General features: G+C 64.6%; 15 protein-coding genes and 1 tRNA gene. 13 read left to right on the forward strand and 3 right to left on the reverse strand.

Annotated features, from left to right (window positions below):
* Window positions 1-70: 70 nt before the first annotated feature.
* Window positions 71-826 carry a histidine phosphatase family protein gene (locus tag RBJ75_RS02925; RefSeq protein WP_044406662.1) on the forward strand — a complete coding sequence of 252 codons (756 nt, stop codon included), beginning with the start codon at window positions 71-73 and terminating at the stop codon, window positions 824-826.
* 51 nt (window positions 827-877) lie between these two features.
* The gene (locus tag RBJ75_RS02930; RefSeq protein WP_044406659.1) at window positions 878-1645 is read left to right on the forward strand and encodes an SDR family NAD(P)-dependent oxidoreductase; all 768 of its coding nucleotides are present in this window, start codon (window positions 878-880) and stop codon (window positions 1643-1645) included.
* Window positions 1646-1784: 139 nt separating this feature from the next.
* Here the strand turns inward: RBJ75_RS02930 and RBJ75_RS02935 are convergent, their stop codons facing one another.
* A complete protein-coding gene (locus tag RBJ75_RS02935; RefSeq protein WP_411194491.1) occupies window positions 1785-3029 on the reverse strand; it encodes a serine hydrolase domain-containing protein in 1245 nt (414 codons plus the stop codon).
* Between the two features lie 162 nt (window positions 3030-3191).
* Between RBJ75_RS02935 and tuf the strand changes: the two genes are divergently transcribed.
* Window positions 3192-4382: an elongation factor Tu gene (gene tuf / locus RBJ75_RS02940; protein WP_317528646.1), complete on the forward strand. Its 1191-nt coding sequence runs from the start codon at window positions 3192-3194 to the stop codon at window positions 4380-4382.
* Window positions 4379-4759 (forward strand): hypothetical protein, encoded by a 381-nt coding sequence (locus RBJ75_RS02945; RefSeq protein WP_234707540.1) that lies wholly within the window; start codon window positions 4379-4381, stop codon window positions 4757-4759. Before tuf ends, RBJ75_RS02945 begins: the two co-directional genes overlap by 4 nt.
* A 47-nt stretch (window positions 4760-4806) precedes the next feature.
* On the opposite strand, the gene RBJ75_RS02950 is transcribed toward RBJ75_RS02945, so the two are convergent.
* A complete protein-coding gene (locus RBJ75_RS02950; protein WP_276156766.1) occupies window positions 4807-6765 on the reverse strand; it encodes a methyl-accepting chemotaxis protein in 1959 nt (652 codons plus the stop codon).
* 264 nt (window positions 6766-7029) lie between these two features.
* Here RBJ75_RS02950 and RBJ75_RS02955 point away from each other — a divergent pair.
* The 6 genes from RBJ75_RS02955 to RBJ75_RS02980 all read left to right on the forward strand — a co-directional run bounded on the left by RBJ75_RS02955 (window position 7030) and on the right by RBJ75_RS02980 (window position 10652).
* Window positions 7030-7105: transfer RNA gene (locus RBJ75_RS02955), tRNA-Trp, on the forward strand.
* Between the two features lie 295 nt (window positions 7106-7400).
* Window positions 7401-7592: a preprotein translocase subunit SecE gene (secE, locus tag RBJ75_RS02960; RefSeq protein ID WP_044417220.1), complete on the forward strand. Its 192-nt coding sequence runs from the start codon at window positions 7401-7403 to the stop codon at window positions 7590-7592.
* Window positions 7593-7616: 24 nt separating this feature from the next.
* Entirely contained in the window at window positions 7617-8147 is a 531-nt protein-coding gene (gene nusG / locus RBJ75_RS02965; RefSeq protein WP_044417218.1) for a transcription termination/antitermination protein NusG, read from the forward strand.
* A 196-nt stretch (window positions 8148-8343) separates the two neighbouring features.
* Window positions 8344-8772 (forward strand): 50S ribosomal protein L11, encoded by a 429-nt coding sequence (gene rplK, locus RBJ75_RS02970; RefSeq protein WP_044417217.1) that lies wholly within the window; start codon window positions 8344-8346, stop codon window positions 8770-8772.
* Window positions 8773-8777: 5 nt separating this feature from the next.
* A complete protein-coding gene (rplA, locus tag RBJ75_RS02975) occupies window positions 8778-9470 on the forward strand; it encodes a 50S ribosomal protein L1 (RefSeq protein ID WP_044417215.1) in 693 nt (230 codons plus the stop codon).
* A gap of 234 nt (window positions 9471-9704) precedes the next feature.
* On the forward strand, window positions 9705-10652 hold the full coding sequence (locus RBJ75_RS02980) for a 2-hydroxyacid dehydrogenase (protein ID WP_044417214.1): 948 nt from the start codon (window positions 9705-9707) through the stop codon (window positions 10650-10652).
* Window positions 10653-10889: 237 nt separating this feature from the next.
* Here RBJ75_RS02980 and RBJ75_RS02985 read toward each other — a convergent pair whose 3' ends face one another.
* Window positions 10890-11927 (reverse strand): adenosine deaminase, encoded by a 1038-nt coding sequence (locus tag RBJ75_RS02985; RefSeq protein ID WP_044413409.1) that lies wholly within the window; start codon window positions 11925-11927, stop codon window positions 10890-10892.
* Window positions 11928-12309: 382 nt separating this feature from the next.
* Here RBJ75_RS02985 and RBJ75_RS02990 point away from each other — a divergent pair, with 382 nt between their 5' ends.
* From RBJ75_RS02990 to RBJ75_RS03000, 3 genes are read left to right on the forward strand one after another with little or no spacing between them, the layout of a single operon-like run.
* Complete coding sequence (locus tag RBJ75_RS02990) at window positions 12310-12774, forward strand: (2Fe-2S)-binding protein (protein WP_044413406.1); 465 nt, start codon at window positions 12310-12312, stop codon at window positions 12772-12774.
* A gap of 3 nt (window positions 12775-12777) precedes the next feature.
* Window positions 12778-14979 (forward strand): xanthine dehydrogenase family protein molybdopterin-binding subunit, encoded by a 2202-nt coding sequence (locus tag RBJ75_RS02995; protein ID WP_044413404.1) that lies wholly within the window; start codon window positions 12778-12780, stop codon window positions 14977-14979.
* Window positions 14976-15623, forward strand: coding sequence for a hypothetical protein (locus tag RBJ75_RS03000; RefSeq protein ID WP_044413402.1), 648 nt, complete (start codon window positions 14976-14978; stop codon window positions 15621-15623). Before RBJ75_RS02995 ends, RBJ75_RS03000 begins: the two co-directional genes overlap by 4 nt.
* Window positions 15624-15657: the final 34 nt, after the last annotated feature.

The raw sequence follows: 15657 nt of genomic DNA on the forward strand, positions 1-15657 counted from the left end.
CCACAAGTGACTTGAGGCCATCACCGCTCTGACGTACAGCGACTTGAAACAGGATTGAAGGGTTTTCTGCATGTCCAATGCCGCGCCGCCCGCAGCCGACAAACCGTTCGTCGCACAGCATTCCGTTCCCGCCGGCGTAGTCGCGACAAGATGGTGGTGGGTGCGCCACGCGCCGGTGCGCAATGATGGCGGCAATATCTACGGCCAGAAGGACATGGATTGCGATTGCAGCGACCGCGTGGTGTTCGACGCCGTCGGCAAGGTGCTGCCGCGTAACGCGGCGTGGTTTTCCAGCAATCTGAAACGCACGCATCAGACCGCCGCCGCGATCTGGGCCGCGGGATTTCCGCAGCCGAACGAGATGCGGCACGAGCCCGATCTGGCCGAGCAGCATCTCGGCGACTGGCAGGGCCTCAACCGCGCGGCGTTCTTTGCCAGCCGTCCGATCGCGGTCGGCAGCTACTGGTTCGCGCCGATCGACGAGCCGTCGCCGAACGGCGAAAGCTTCTTGGATCTGTACAACCGCGTCCGCCGCGCGATCGAGCGCATCAATATCAGCCATGCCGGTCAGGACGTCATCGCGGTGGCGCATGGCGGCACCATCAAGGCGGCGATCGGCCTCGCGCTGAACGATCAACCTGATCGGGGGCTGGCCTTCACCATCGACAATTGCTCGATCACAAGGCTCGACCATCTTGCCAGCGACGGCCATGCCGGCTGGCGGATTCCGATGGTCAACCAGCAGCCCTGGATCGCCGACGCCTCGCACGCGGCGATGCATCAGCCGGCCGGCCCTGAGCTGGCGACGCCGACCAAACTCGCCTGAATTACACCTGCAACCGGCATAGTGCCGCAAAAATACTTGAGGGAGAAACGCATGACCTTGTTCGACATGACCGGAAAAGTGGCGGTGATTACCGGCTCGTCGCGCGGCATCGGCCGCGCCATCGCCGAGCGGATGGCCGAGCATGGCGCCAAGGTGGTGATCTCGTCGCGCAAGCAGGATGTCTGCGATGCCGTGGCGAAGGAGATCAATGACAAATACGGGGCCGGCAAGGCGGTGGCGATCGCCGCCAATATTTCCAGCAAGGAGAATCTGCAGAACCTGATCGACGAAAGCAACCGCGCCTACGGCAAGATCGACGTGCTGGTCTGCAACGCCGCGTCGAATCCCTATTACGGCCCGCTCGGCGGGATTTCCGATGATCAGTTCCGCAAGATCCTCGACAACAACATCGTCGCCAACAACTGGATTATCAGCATGGTGGCGCCGCAGATGATCGAACGCAAGGACGGCTCGATCATCATCGTGTCGTCGATCGGCGGCTTGAAGGGCTCGACCATTCTGGGCGCCTACGCGATCTCCAAGGCGGCCGACATGCAGATGGCGCGCAACCTCGCTTGCGAATACGGCCCGCACAATGTCCGGGTCAATTGCATCGCGCCCGGCCTGATCAAGACCGATTTCGCCAAGGCGCTGTGGGACAATCCGGAAAACTTGAAGGCCTCGACCGCGCGCTCGCCGCTGCTGCGGATCGGTACGCCCGACGAGATCGCCGGCGCCGCGGTGTTCCTCGGCTCCGCCGCCGGTGACTTCATGACCGGCCAGTCGATGGTGATCGACGGCGGCGCCACGATCAGCTGAGATCGTGTCCCGGACGCGGTGCAGCGCGGTGCGCTGCTCCGCAGAGCCGGGACCCCGCTTCTTAACCGGGGCCCCGGATCAGCTGCGCACCACGCTGCAAGAGCAGCGCGTTGCGCAGCATCCGGGGCACGGGAGCTTGCTACTCCACCGCCGCATAGACCATGCCGCGCAGCAGATTGCGGAAATATTCGCGCTGGCCCGGGCCTTGCGACATGAACACCGCGAACATCTCCTCGGCCGGATCGATCCAGAAGAAGGTGCCGGCGATCCCGCTCCAGAAATACTGCCCGGTCGAGCCGGCGAATGGCGCGATGCCCGGTTCGGTGCGCACCGCGAAGCCGAGGCCGAAGCCATGGCCTGGCGGCAGGATGTAGTTGTCGGGCGGGATGTGGCTTTCCAGATGGTTGGCCGCCATCAGCTCCAGCGTCTTGCGGCCGATGATCCTGGTGCCGTCCAGCGTGCCGCCATTGAGCAGCATCTGGCAGAACCGCGCATAGTCCATCGTGGTCGAGACCAGGCCGCCGCCGCCGGAGTGGATCGCCGGCTGTTCCAGCATGTCGAACAGCTTCACCTTGTCGCCGGTCCACGGATCGGTCGCAAACGGCTGGGCGAGGCGGCCGGCGTTGGCGGCGTCGGCGTGGAACGCGGTCTCGGCCATCTGCAGCGGCGCCAGCACGCGCGCGGTCAGCAGCGCGCCGAGGCTCTGGCCGGTGATCACTTCGAGCACGCGGCCCAGAATGTCGGTGGAGCGGCTGTAGTTCCACGCCGCGCCGGGCTGGCACAGCAGCGGCAGACCGGCGACCAATTTGGCGTGCTCGGCGCTGCTGATCTTGCGGCTGCCGAGCCGGGCCTTCTGATACATCTGATGGATCGGGCCGTTGCCGGTGTGCTCATAGGTGATGCCGGAAGTGTGGCGCAGCAGATCCTGGATCGTGATCGGTCGCTCCAGCGCGACCAGCTCCAGCTTGCCGCCCTTGTCGACGCCGACCTTGGTGTCGGCGAATTCCGGAATGTATTTCGCCAGCGGGGCGTCGAGCAGCAACTCGCCGTCCTCAACCAGCTGCAGGGTCGCGATCGAGACGATCGGCTTGGTCATCGAAAAGATCCGGAACAGGCTGTCTTGCGCCATCGGCGCGTCGACGGCCGGGTCCTGCTTGCCCAGCGCCTCGAACCAGCCGATCTGGCCGCGCCGCGCCACCAGCATGGTGACGCCGGGCGTGGTGCCCTTGTCGATCTCGCGTTTGAGGGCATCGGACATCTTCTGCAACCGCGTGGACGACAGGCCCAGGCTTTCCGGCTTGGCGTGCGGCAGCGCCGGCGTTTGCGGCGCGGCGGATTGGGCGGCGGCTTTGGCGGTCACTTGAGCAGACGCTTGAGCTGACATGGGGGGCTCCCGTTGATCTTGTTGTTTGCAGGTCCGGATCGGTGTCATCGGCCTGTTACATGCAGATTGGCCCATAACTTCCGGCTTGAACAGGGTGGCTTTCCGCAGTAACCAGCCGCGGGTTTGGCCGCGCAAAATGCGGGCCGCGAAGGATGGAAATCGATGGCCAAAGCAAAGTTTGAACGAAACAAGCCGCATTGCAACATCGGGACGATTGGTCACGTTGACCACGGCAAGACGTCGCTGACGGCGGCGATCACCAAGGTGTTGGCGGAAACGGGCGGTGCGACGTTCACGGCCTATGACCAGATCGACAAGGCGCCCGAGGAAAAAGCTCGCGGCATCACGATTTCGACCGCGCACGTCGAATACGAAACCGCGAACCGGCATTACGCCCACGTCGATTGCCCCGGCCACGCCGATTATGTGAAGAACATGATCACCGGTGCGGCGCAGATGGATGGCGGCATTCTGGTGGTGTCCGCCGCCGACGGCCCGATGCCGCAGACCCGCGAGCACATCCTGCTTGCGCGCCAGGTCGGCGTGCCGGCGCTGGTCGTGTTCCTCAACAAGTGCGACATGGTCGACGATCCGGAACTGCTCGAACTGGTCGAGATGGAAGTCCGCGAACTTCTGTCGAAGTACGACTTCCCGGGCGACGACATTCCGATCATCAAGGGCTCGGCGCTGGCCGCGCTCGAGAACAAGGATCCGAAGCTCGGTCACGACGCCATCCTCGAATTGATGAAGGCGGTCGACTCCTACATTCCGCAGCCGGAACGTCCGATCGACCAGCCGTTCTTGATGCCGGTCGAAGACGTGTTCTCGATCTCGGGCCGTGGCACCGTGGTCACCGGCCGCGTCGAGCGCGGCATCATCAAGGTCGGCGAGGAAATCGAGATCGTCGGTCTGCGTGACACCGTCAAGACCATCGTCACCGGCGTCGAAATGTTCCGCAAGCTGTTGGATCAGGGCCAGGCCGGCGACAATATCGGCGCGCTGCTGCGCGGCACCAAGCGCGAGGAAGTCGAGCGCGGTCAGGTGCTGTGCAAGCCCGGTTCGGTCAAGCCGCACACCAAGTTCAAGGCCGAGGCCTATATTCTGACCAAGGAAGAGGGCGGTCGTCACACCCCGTTCTTCACCAATTATCGGCCGCAGTTCTACTTCCGCACCACCGACGTCACCGGCGTCGTGCATCTGCCGGAAGGCACCGAGATGGTGATGCCGGGCGACAACATCGCCATGGAAGTGCACCTGATCGTGCCGATCGCGATGGAAGAAAAGCTGCGCTTCGCGATCCGCGAAGGCGGCCGTACCGTCGGCGCCGGCGTCGTGGCCAGCATCATCGAGTGATCGACGCGACGCTTCGCAAGCTGCAAGCGATTGACGACGGCGCAAGTGCGGTACGCCGCACTTGCGCCCGGTGTGCCGGCGCTGACTATCGGATGATGGCCCGGCGCTGGCTATTAGTCATTCTTGGTTCGATCTTGCTGACCGCGGGGGCGATTGCCGACGGCTCGGCCGCTTGTCCGGATCGCCCGCCCCGCAAGGGTTGCGGCTGCAAGGGCGGCCCGGGCTATCGTGCTCCGGACGGTCATTGCGTCGGCTTCAGAGAGCTCAACAAGGTCTGCGGCCAGCCGCCCACGGCATGCGTGTTCGAGAATGCGCCCGGAGCAGGGGCCAATCGCGAATGTGCGTTGAAACGACGTTCGAAGCCAGCGGCGAAATAGCCTGCCCGCCGCGGCTTTGAAGCGTCGGTCCCGTCGATCTTTTACACTCAGGCGGCGCGGACCTCGCGCAGGAACGCTTCGACCTGGGTCCGCAGCGTATCGCCGTTGCGCGACAGTTCGGTAGAGGAGTCGACCACCCGGCCGGCGGCTTCGCCGGTCAGATGGGCGGCCCTGGTGACGCCGACGATGGTCTGCGAGACCTCGCTGGTGCTGCGCGCCGCCTCGCTGACATTCTGGGCGATCTCGCGGGTGGCGGCGCTTTGCTCTTCGACCGCCGAGGCGATCGCGGAGGCGATTTCGCTGACCCGGCTGATCGTCGAGGTGATGCCGCCGATCGATTCGACCGAGACCTGCGTGGCGCTCTGGATCGCCGTCACCTGGGCGGAAATCTCATCGGTGGCCTTCGACGTCTGGGTCGCCAGCGCCTTGACCTCGGCGGCCACGACGGCAAATCCGCGCCCGGATTCGCCGGCGCGCGCGGCTTCGATGGTGGCGTTGAGGGCGAGCAGATTGGTCTGCGCGGCGATCTCGCTGATCAGCTTGACCACATCGCCGATGCGTTGCGCCGCTTCCGCCAGGTGGTTGATCTGGGCGTTGGTATCGTTGGCCTGGTCGAGCGCCGAGCCCGACACCTTGGCGGATTCATTGACCCGTTGGGCGATCTCGTTGACCGAGGCGTTGAGCTCTTCGATTGCCGCGGCCACCGCCTGGGCATTCTGCGTCGCGACTTCCGAGGCCGCGGCGACGGCGGTGGTCTGGCCGACCGATTCGGTCGCGGTGTCGGCCATCGACTGCGCGGTGCTGCGCAGTTCGACCGCGGCGGTTCCGACCGCGGCGACGACGCTGCCGACGCCGTCTTCGAACCGGGTCGCCAGCCCCTGCAGGGTCTTGCGCCGATCAGCCTCGGCCTGGCTGCGCTGCTGTTCCTGGGCGGCGCGCAGGCCGGAGGTCTCGGCGAGGCCGTCCTTGAACACCTCGACGGCACGGGCCATCGAACCGATCTCGTCGCTGCGCTGCGCGCCGGGGACGACGACATTGAGGGTGCCGGCCGAAATCTGGTTCATCGCCTCTTCCAGCTTGCGGATCGGCTGACCCAGGCTGCGGCCAAGCCAGGCTGCGATCAAAGCGGCGATCAGCACGGCGATCGCGGTGACGGCCGCGAACCAGACCATGGTCTGGTGGGCCAGGGCCAGGTAACCGCTGGTATCACGGACGATTTCCACCACCGCGACGGGCCGGCCGGAGAAGTCCTTGATCGGCCCATAGCTGCGGGCGAGGGGGCGTCCCTGCGGATCGCTGGTCTGGATAATGGTTTCGGTCAGGGCGCGCTGGAGCAGAGCTTCGGACGGCCCCGGTCCCGTCAAGGTGGTCGCCAAGGTCTTGCTCGTGCCGCCGGTCAGCTGGTGGATGGCGATATCGATGCCGAAGCGCGACTTCATAGTTTCGACGAACGTCTTGCCGAACGGGGCGCCGATATCGACAGTTCCCAGCATCGTCGCGCCGTCCATGATCGGCGCGGTGCCGAACACGTTCAAGGCGTCGCGGCCGGCTTCCACGCCGCCGATCGCCGTCTTGGTCGCGAAGGCCTGCACGATCATCTTGCGGCGGCTCGTCACATTGTCCCCGAAGACCTTGGGATTGTGGACGCGCGCCAGTGTCACGCCCGGCGGGATCTGGATGGTGATCAATTCGAGCCCGAGCGGCTTCATGTCGCGCAGCGTCTCATCGAACAGCTTGAGCACGCCATTGCGGTCGCCGGCACGCACCAGATCGCGCAGCTGCGGCATGGTTGCCAGCGCGTTGCTGACCACCAGCGCCTTGCGGGTCTCGCCTTCCAGTCCCGCCAGCATATTGTCGTAATCAGACTGCAATTCGCGCTCGAGCGCGAGGTTGACGGCGACCTGCTGACGCCAAATGCCGAAGCCGGCCAGTGCTGCGCAGGAGACTGCCCCCACCAGGGAAATCGCCACCATGATGCGAACCGAGATCGACTTGATGTTGAGCACTGGAAGCCTCCGCGAGGTAACTGTTTGTTAATATTGGCTGTATTTTACCTTCGAGGTGTCAACTTTCACTTAAACTGAGCTATTGGCGAACTGAGCTATGGGTGCCGCGCCGCTTCCCATGAGCCAATTCGGCATTGTCGCTACGCCAGGTCGGCTCTGGCGGGTCGCGACCCGAGCCGGAGCTCGGCGTCCCCAAAATCCGGCATTTTGCCCAAAAGGGGGACGTGACGGCGGCGAAACGGTTCGCTATAGAGTGCGGCCAATAGGGGTGTAGCTCAGTTGGTAGAGCACCGGTCTCCAAAACCGGTTGTCGTAGGTTCGAGCCCTACCGCCCCTGCCAGCTCCTTGATTCGGCTTCCATTTTGATTCGCGCCCGGGCCGGCCCGGAGCCCCCGCGACGGACGCCTGGCGATGCCGGCGACCTTGACCTTTGCCCCAACTCGCCCTAGAAAGCGGCACTCGCTGTCGGCCCGCTTTGACGGATCTCCGACGCGGCTTTGATTTCCCGAAACAAAAGAGCCCGCTTGTCGGCTCATCCTTGGCGAAGGGGTTCCTTGGCAAAGGGTTGGGCGCAAGAGGGCTGTTTGGATTCCTTGAAACCGACAATCGTCTGACGACGGACGCGGATCATCACGATGGCATTCAGCCCGTTCAAATTCCTGCAGGAAGTGCGGAGCGAGACCGCCAAGGTGACATGGCCATCGCGGCGCGAGACCATGATCACCACCATCATGGTGTTCGTGATGGTGGCGCTGGCTTCCATTTTCTTCTTTTTTGCCGATCAGATCATCCGGGTCCTGATCACCTTTTTGCTGGGCATCCACTAATGACAAGCGCACGGAACTGACATCATGAGCATGCGCTGGTATATCGTCCACGCCTATTCGAACTTCGAAAAGAAGGTCGCCGAATCGATTCGCGAGCAGGCCAAGCAGCGCGGGCTCGAGGATCTGTTCGAGTTGGTGCTGGTGCCGACCGAGAAGGTCACCGAGATCCGCCGCGGTCGCAAGATCGACGCCGAACGCAAATTCTTCCCGGGCTATGTGCTGGTGAAGATGAAGCTGACCGACGAGGCGTTTCATCTGATCAAGAACACCCCGAAGGTCACCGGTTTCCTCGGCGCCGAAAACCGCCCGATGCCGATCTCCGAGGACGAGGCGATGCGCATTCTGCATCAGGTGCAGGAAGGCGTGGAACGTCCGAAGGCGTCGGTGTCGTTCGAAATCGGCGAGAACGTCCGCGTCGCCGATGGGCCGTTCGCGTCGTTCTCCGGCGTGGTCGAGGAAATCGACGAGGCCCGTTCGCGCGTCAAGGTCGCGGTGTCGATCTTCGGCCGCGCAACGCCGGTCGAACTGGAATTCGGTCAGGTCGAAAAGGTCTGATCTAACGCTGTCATGCCTGGCCCGGTGCCAGGGGTGACTGTCATTGCCAGGCTTGACCCGGCAATGACGGCAGAGAGCAGGGCGAACGCCTTGCCCAAATGCCGTGGGAGGTTTTGGATGATCGCCAGTCATCCACAAACCCCACCACGGTCCCAGTGAAGCTCCGGAATCATCCGGACCAACATGAGGAGTGACGATGGCAAAGAAAGTGACCGGATACCTGAAATTGCAGGTGCCGGCCGGTGCGGCGAATCCTTCGCCCCCGATCGGTCCCGCGCTTGGTCAGCGCGGTCTCAACATCATGGAGTTCTGCAAGGCGTTCAACGCGCAGACCCAGAAAACGGAAAAGAACACCCCGATTCCGGTGGTGATCACGATCTACGCCGATCGCTCCTTCACCTTTGAACTCAAGACTCCGCCGATGTCGTTCTTCATCAAGAAGGCGGCCGGGCTGACCTCGGGCTCCAAGCTGCCGGGCCGCGACAAGGCCGGCGCGGTGACCTCGGCGCAGGTGCGCGAGATCGCCGAAGCGAAGATCAAGGATCTGAATTGCGACACCATTGAAGCGGCCATGAAGATGGTCGAGGGCTCCGCCCGTTCGATGGGCGTCGAGGTCGCGGGGTAACGGTCATGGCAATCGGAAAACGTTTGAAGAAGGCCCGCGAAGGTATCGATCGCGAGAAGCTTTACCCGATCGCGGACGCGATCAAGATGATCAAGGAACGCGCCACGTCGAAGTTCGACGAGACGATCGAAGTCGCCATCAATCTCGGCGTCGACCCGCGTCACGCCGATCAGATGGTGCGCGGCGTGGTGACGCTGCCGAACGGCACCGGCCGCACCTTGCGCGTCGGCGTGTTCGCGCGCGGCGCCAAGGCTGAAGAGGCCCTCGCCGCAGGCGCCGACGTCGTCGGTGCCGAAGATCTGGTCGAGCAGGTCCAAGGCGGCAACATCAACTTCGATCGCTGCATCGCGACCCCCGACATGATGCCGTTGGTCGGTCGCCTCGGTAAGGTGCTCGGCCCGCGCGGCATGATGCCGAACCCGAAGATCGGCACCGTGACGATGGACGTCGCCGGTGCGGTCAAGGGCGCCAAGGGCGGCTCGGTCGAGTTCCGCGTCGAGAAGGCCGGCATCGTGCAGGCCGGCATCGGCAAGGCCTCGTTCGGCGAGGACAAGCTGGTCGAGAACATCAAGGCGCTCGCCGACGCGGTGTCGAAGGCGAAGCCGGCCGGTGCCAAGGGCACCTATATCCAGCGCGTCGCGGTGTCGTCCTCGATGGGCCCCGGCGTCAAGGTCGAGCCGGGCACCATTCTGGCCTGAGCTTTGCTGCAACACTAAATGATCAGGGGCGGGATCGGGCAACCGGTTCCGCCCCTTCTCGTTTTGCTTGTCGGTACGGATCACTGATAGGACAGACGTTCCAACACCGTCATGGCCGGGCTCTTGTCCCGGCCATCCACGCCTTCCTCGCGGCCAAGACGTGGATGCCCGGCACGAAGACCGGGCATGACGAACCAGAAGCGGCCGTTGCCTCACTCCCGCCGAAAGCCCCGAATGTCCGACAAGGTTCTGATCTATTCCCGATTTCCGAAGTCGATGATGACCCGGGTCGCGCAGCGCTTCGAGCTGATCGACGCCGCCGGCAAGCCGCCGGCCGAGATCTTCGATGCGGCCGAGCTCGCCGAGGTTCGCGCCTTGATCACCGCGGGCGGCCAGCCATTGGGACGCGACGTGCTCGACACGCTGCCGTCGCTCGGCGCCATCATCTGCTACGGCACCGGCTATGACGGCGTCGACCTCAAGACGATGGCCGAGCGCAACATCGTGCTCGGCAACAGCCCGGCGGCGAACGCCTCGGCGGTCGCCGACCTGGCGATGACGCTGCTGCTGGCGCTGACGCGGCGGTTGCTGCCCGCCGACGCCTATCTGCGCGCCGGCGGCTGGGCGCAGGCCAAGCCGTCGCCATTGCTGCGGCCGCCGCGCGGCTTGTCGGGTCGCCGGATCGGCGTCTATGGCATGGGCGAGATCGGGCGCAAGATCGCGCTGCGCGCCGCCGCATTCGAGACCGAAGTCGGGTATCACAGCCGCAGCCGGCATGACGTGCCCTATGCCTATCATGCCAGCCTGGAAGCGCTGGTCGAGTGGTGCGACGTGCTGGTGATCGCGGTGCGGGCAGGGCCCGATACAAAGCACATCATCGATGCGGCGATGCTGAAGCGCCTCGGCGCCGAAGGCTCCGTCATCAACATCTCGCGCGGCTCGGTGATCGACCAGGCCGCCCTGGTGGCGGCGCTGTCCGACAACACCATCGCGGGCGCCGGGCTCGACGTGTTCGAGGTCGAGCCGCAGGCGCCGGACGCGCTGACCGCCTTGCCCAATGTGGTGCTGACCCCGCATATCGGCGGCCATACCGCGGAGGCCCATATCGCGATGCAGGACTGCGTGATCGAGAATCTGACGGCATTCTTTGCGGGGCGGGCGCTGCGTTATCCGGTGGGATAGGGGCGATGTTGAGAGCGTTTTCGAGCGAAGTGGAAACCGGTTCGCGTGAAGAAAACGCGTCAAAACAAGAATCTAGAGCTCCGGTTCTGATTCTATCAGAACCGGGATAGCTCTAGTTGAGCCGACCTGCGGGCGGTCGGTTTGCAAGATTCAATCCGCTCTCAAGAGCGGCCCAATGAGCAGGGCAACCAAAGCCACGCGGTGGGCCAAAACCGACCGATTAGCGTTGCGGCGAAATTAGACCTGTGACGTTGATGCGGCGGCATGCCGCGCGAGGTAGGTGTCCAACTGGCCGAGCAGGATTTGGCGCTCCTGCTTCGTCACGAAGGCCGCCTCCAGCCCGTTGCGGACGAGGAGGACGATGTCATCCACCGACAGGCCGAGAGCGTCGCGGCAGGCCAACAGATTCTCGGTCACGTAGCCGCCGAAGTAAGCCGGGTCGTCGGAATTGACGGTGACGTGCAGGCCCTGCGCCATCATGGTCTTCAGCGTGTGCCGCGCCATGTCTGTCACGACCTGCAGCCGCAGATTCGAAAGCGGGCAGACCGTCAGCGGGATATGTCGCATCGCCAGTTCCCGTACGAGACCGGGATCGGCAAGGCAGGCGTTGCCGTGGTCGATGCGGTCGACCTGCAGCAATTCCAGCGCCTCACGCACATAGGCGGCGGGGCCTTCCTCTCCGGCATGGACCGTGGTGCGAAAGCCGCGGTCGCGGGCAGCCGCGAAGAAGCGGGCGAATTTCGCGGGCGGGTTGCCGACCTCGGCACCGCCCATGGCTATGGCGATGATCTGGTCTTTCCAGGGCATGATCTGATCCAGGACGACCATCGCGTCCGCCTCCGTGCGGTGGCGGTGGACGCTGATCATCAGGCCGACGCTTATGCCGTGCACGCAGCGCGCCTCCTCCATGGCGCCGAGCACGCCGGACATCAGCGCCTCGATCGCAGTGCCACGTTCAATGAAGCTCTGCGGGCCGATGAAGAGTTCGGCGCGGATCACGCCGTCTTCGTGGGCCCGGCGCAGGTAGGCTCGGGTCACGTCGTGGAAGTCGGCTTCGCTGACCAGGACCTTGCAGCCCTCGAAGTAAAGGTCGAGGAAGGACTTCAGGTTCGTGAAATGATACGCCGCCCGCAGCGCCTCGGCCGTGTCCCAGCGGAGCTTCATGCCATTGCGGGCGGCGAGGTTCAGCATGAGCTGTGGCTCGATGCTGCCCTCAATGTGCATGTGCAGGTCTGTCTTGGGCAGGCCGCGGATGAAGGATTCGATGTCGGTCATGTCGTGATGTCTTCCAGAAGGTCGAGCGCTGGTGCAAGAAACAAGAGCTTCGCACGAACGATATCGCGATCAGCCGACGATGGATGTACGACCCAGTCGGTAATGGGTCGGTCGCGTCGCTGCGGTCCCGCACCACTGCTTTGGTCAAGCCTGATATGCGGGCATAGTTTTCGCGCGTCAAATTCCAGCGGACCGATACGTGATTTTGCGCGTCATTTTTCGCAGTATCGCTGCTGATTTGTTTGCTTGCCGGCCGCTTGCAGGTCCTGCGTCGGGACAGCCGCTCGCCATTTCGTTCCCCACCGCCCCATGCAAATTGTTGTGAGTTGCGGATTAGAAGCATTCGCATCTACTTTACCGGGCTCGCTGCGGGAGAACGGCAATGACGGCCTATACGCTGAACATCAACGGACAGACTCACGCCATCGACGTCGATCCGGGCACGCCTTTGCTCTGGGCGATCCGCGACGGCGCCGGACTAACCGGCACCAAATATGGCTGCGGCGTAGCGCAATGCGGCGCCTGCACGGTCTATCTCGACGGCGAGCCGGTGCGCTCCTGTTCGCTGCCGGTCTCGGCGGTCGGCTCCGGCGAGATCACCACGATCGAAGGCATTGCGAGCAAGGAAGCCGCCGCGGTGCAGAAGGCCTGGGTCGTGCTCGACGTGCCGCAATGCGGCTATTGCCAGTCCGGCCAGGTGATGAGCGCTGCCGCATTGCTCACCCGCAATCCCAAACCGAACGACCGCGATATCGATCTGGCGATGTCCGGCAACATCTGCCGCTGCGCCACCTATGTGCGGATCCGCGCCGCGATTCACGACGCCGCCAAATCGCTGGAGGGCTGAGCCATGACGATCCATGACAGAACCATTCTCGGCGATGGCGCGCAGGCCGCGACACTATCGCGCCGGTCGCTGCTGAAGGCCGGCGCCGGCCTCGCCATCGGCGTCTACATCGCCAGCCGCGGCGGACCGGCGGTCGCCCAGAACCAGCCGGCGCCGCCCAGCGTCAACATCGCGCCCAACACGTTTCTCATCATCGGCCGCGACAACACCGTGACGGTGCTGAGCAAGCACATCGAATTCGGGCAGGGGCCCTTCACCGGCATGGCGACGCTGGTGGCCGAGGAGCTCGACGCCGATTGGTCGCAGATGCGCGCCGAGCACGCGCCGTCGAATCCGGCGCTGTACAAGAATTTACTGTTCGGCGTGCAGGGCACCGGCGGCTCCAGCGCAATCGCCAATTCCTATGAGCAGATGCGCAAGGTCGGCGCCGCGGCGCGCGAGATGCTGGTCGCTGCGGCGGCCGAGAGCTGGCAGGTGCCGGCGTCGGAGATCAAGGTTGAGAATGGCGTGATCAGCCATGGCTCCGGCAAGCAGGGCCGGTTCGGTGAATTCGCCGACAAGGCCATGCAGCTGCCGGTGCCGGAGGATCCGCAGCTGAAGGATCCGGCGAACTTCAAGCTGATCGGCAAGGAGGGCGCGGTGAAGCGCCTCGACAGCGCGGCGAAGTCGAACGGCTCGGCGGTGTTCACCCTCGACATCAACGAGCCCGGCATGCTGACCGTGCTGGTGGCGCGGTCGCCGAAATTCGGCGGCAAGGTGGCGTCCTTCGATGCCGGCGCGGCCAAGGCCATTGCGGGCGTCGTCGACGTCAAGCAGGTGCCGACCGGCGTAGCCGTCTATGCCAATGGATTTTGGCCGGCGAAGACCGCGCGTGACGCGCTGAAGATCGTCTGGGACGACAGCGAGGCCGAACAGCGCGGCACCGCGGATCTGCTGCGCGAATTCCGCGCGCTGTCGAAGACGCCGGGCAAGCTCGTCAAACAGCATGGCGACGTCGAAGCGGAAATTGCTCAGGGCGGCCAGGTGATCGAGGCCGAATTCGCGTTTCCCTATCTGGCGCACGCGCCGATGGAGCCGCTCAACGCCTTCATGAAGTGGGACGGCGAGACGGCGTCGGCGCGCTATGGCAGCCAGTTTCCCACCCCCGATCACGCCACCATCGCCCAGGTGCTGGGGCTACCCATCGACAAGGTCAGCCTGCAGACCATCCTGGCCGGCGGCAGCTTTGGCCGCCGCGCGCAACAGACCGTGCATGTCGCGGCCGAGCTCGCCGAAGTCGCCAAGGCGATCGGTCCCGGCAAGCCGGTCAAGCTGGTGTGGACCCGCGAGGACGACATGCGCGGTGGTTACTACCGGCCGTTCGGCGTGCATCGCATGCGCGGCATGGTACGCGACGGACAGATCGTGGCCTGGAGCGACACCATCGTCGGCCAGTCGATCATGCAAGGCTCGCCGTTCGAGGCGATGGCGATGAAGAACGGCCTCGATTCCACCGCCTATGAGGGCTCCAACGAGATCCCCTATGAGGTCGCCAATTTCCGCTGCGATCTGCATCAGGTCCGGGTTGGCGTGCCAGTGCTGTGGTGGCGCTCGGTCGGCCACACCCACACCGGCTACGCCGTCGAAGCCTTTATCGATCAATTGCTGGAAGCCGCCGGGCAGGACCCGGTCGAGGGGCGGCTTGCCTTGATGAAGGACAAGCCGCGCCACGCCGGCGTGCTCAAGGCGGTCGCCGAATTGGCCAATTGGAAGGATGCCAAACTCGCGCCGGGCCGTGCCCGCGGCGTCGCGGTAGTGGAAAGCTTCAAGACCTTCGTCGCCCAGGTGGTCGAATTGTCGGTCGGCGAGGAGGGGCCGAAAGTCCACAAGGTCTGGTGCGCGGTTGATTGCGGCGTCGCCGTCAACCCCGACATCATCCGCGCCCAGATGGAAGGCGGCATCGGCTTTGCGCTCGGCCACATCCTCTATGCCGCGCAGACCATCGAGGGCGGCGTTCCGGTCGCCGGCAATTTCGACAAATATCGCTCACTGCGGATCCATGAGATGCCGCAGATCGAGGTGACGATCGTGAATTCGCAGGAGAAGCCGACCGGGGTCGGCGAACCCGGCGTGCCGCCGCTCGGGCCGGCGGTGGCCAATGCCATGGCCAAGCTGGGCCTGCCGCGGCCGCGGCAATTGCCGATCGTGTCGGGAGCCTCCGCATGAGCCTGTTCAAGCAATCGATGATGGCGCTGGCCGCCGGGGGCCTGGCGGCCGGTTTTCTGGTGATGGCGGAGCCCGGATTTCGCGGGGTCGCCGACGCCGAGCCGGCGACCAATCCGGCCAAGCTGCAGCCGGTCAAGGCGTTCGCCAGGATCAAGGACAAGAACCAGCGCGCGGTGGCATTGTTTCAGGAGGCCGGCAAGGTGATCGCGTCGCCGCGCTGCATGAACTGTCATCCGGCGGGCGACCGGCCGACCCAGACCGACCGGATGACGCCGCACCAGCCGCTGGTGGTGCGCGGCCCGAGCGGCACCGGCGCGCTCGGCGGCATGGCCTGCGCCACCTGCCATCACGACGCCAATTTCGATGCGGCCGGCGTTCCGGGCAATCCGAAATGGGCTGTGGCGCCGATCGAGATGGCCTGGCAGGGCAAGACGCTCGGCCAGATCTGCACCCAGATCAAGGACCGAACCCGCAATGGCAGCAAGGACATGGCGGCGTTGATTCATCATATGGCGGATGATGAGCTGGTCGGCTGGGGCTGGCATCCCGGCGCCGGGCGCACGCCGGCCCCCGGCACCCAGAAACAGTTCGGCGAGCTGATCAAGGCCTGGGCCGACGCCGGAGCGGCCTGCCCGAAGGGGTGACGGGGTGGTGCGGTGGGGCCGCTGAATGCTGCGG

The organism is Rhodopseudomonas sp. BAL398, assembly GCF_033001325.1.
Lineage (GTDB): Bacteria > Pseudomonadota > Alphaproteobacteria > Rhizobiales > Xanthobacteraceae > JARJEH01.

Coding starts and splice junctions, on each gene's coding strand:
- RBJ75_RS02925 (WP_044406662.1), top strand. CDS start 71: ATGTCCAATGCCGCGCCGCCCGCAGCCGACAAACCGTTCGTCGCACAG.
- RBJ75_RS02930 (WP_044406659.1), top strand. CDS start 878: ATGACCTTGTTCGACATGACCGGAAAAGTGGCGGTGATTACCGGCTCG.
- RBJ75_RS02935 (WP_411194491.1), bottom strand. CDS start 3,029: ATGTCAGCTCAAGCGTCTGCTCAAGTGACCGCCAAAGCCGCCGCCCAA.
- tuf (WP_317528646.1), top strand. CDS start 3,192: ATGGCCAAAGCAAAGTTTGAACGAAACAAGCCGCATTGCAACATCGGG.
- secE (WP_044417220.1), top strand. CDS start 7,401: ATGGCATTCAGCCCGTTCAAATTCCTGCAGGAAGTGCGGAGCGAGACC.
- nusG (WP_044417218.1), top strand. CDS start 7,617: ATGAGCATGCGCTGGTATATCGTCCACGCCTATTCGAACTTCGAAAAG.
- rplK (WP_044417217.1), top strand. CDS start 8,344: ATGGCAAAGAAAGTGACCGGATACCTGAAATTGCAGGTGCCGGCCGGT.
- rplA (WP_044417215.1), top strand. CDS start 8,778: ATGGCAATCGGAAAACGTTTGAAGAAGGCCCGCGAAGGTATCGATCGC.
- RBJ75_RS02980 (WP_044417214.1), top strand. CDS start 9,705: ATGTCCGACAAGGTTCTGATCTATTCCCGATTTCCGAAGTCGATGATG.
- RBJ75_RS02985 (WP_044413409.1), bottom strand. CDS start 11,927: ATGACCGACATCGAATCCTTCATCCGCGGCCTGCCCAAGACAGACCTG.
- RBJ75_RS02990 (WP_044413406.1), top strand. CDS start 12,310: ATGACGGCCTATACGCTGAACATCAACGGACAGACTCACGCCATCGAC.
- RBJ75_RS02995 (WP_044413404.1), top strand. CDS start 12,778: ATGACGATCCATGACAGAACCATTCTCGGCGATGGCGCGCAGGCCGCG.
- RBJ75_RS03000 (WP_044413402.1), top strand. CDS start 14,976: ATGAGCCTGTTCAAGCAATCGATGATGGCGCTGGCCGCCGGGGGCCTG.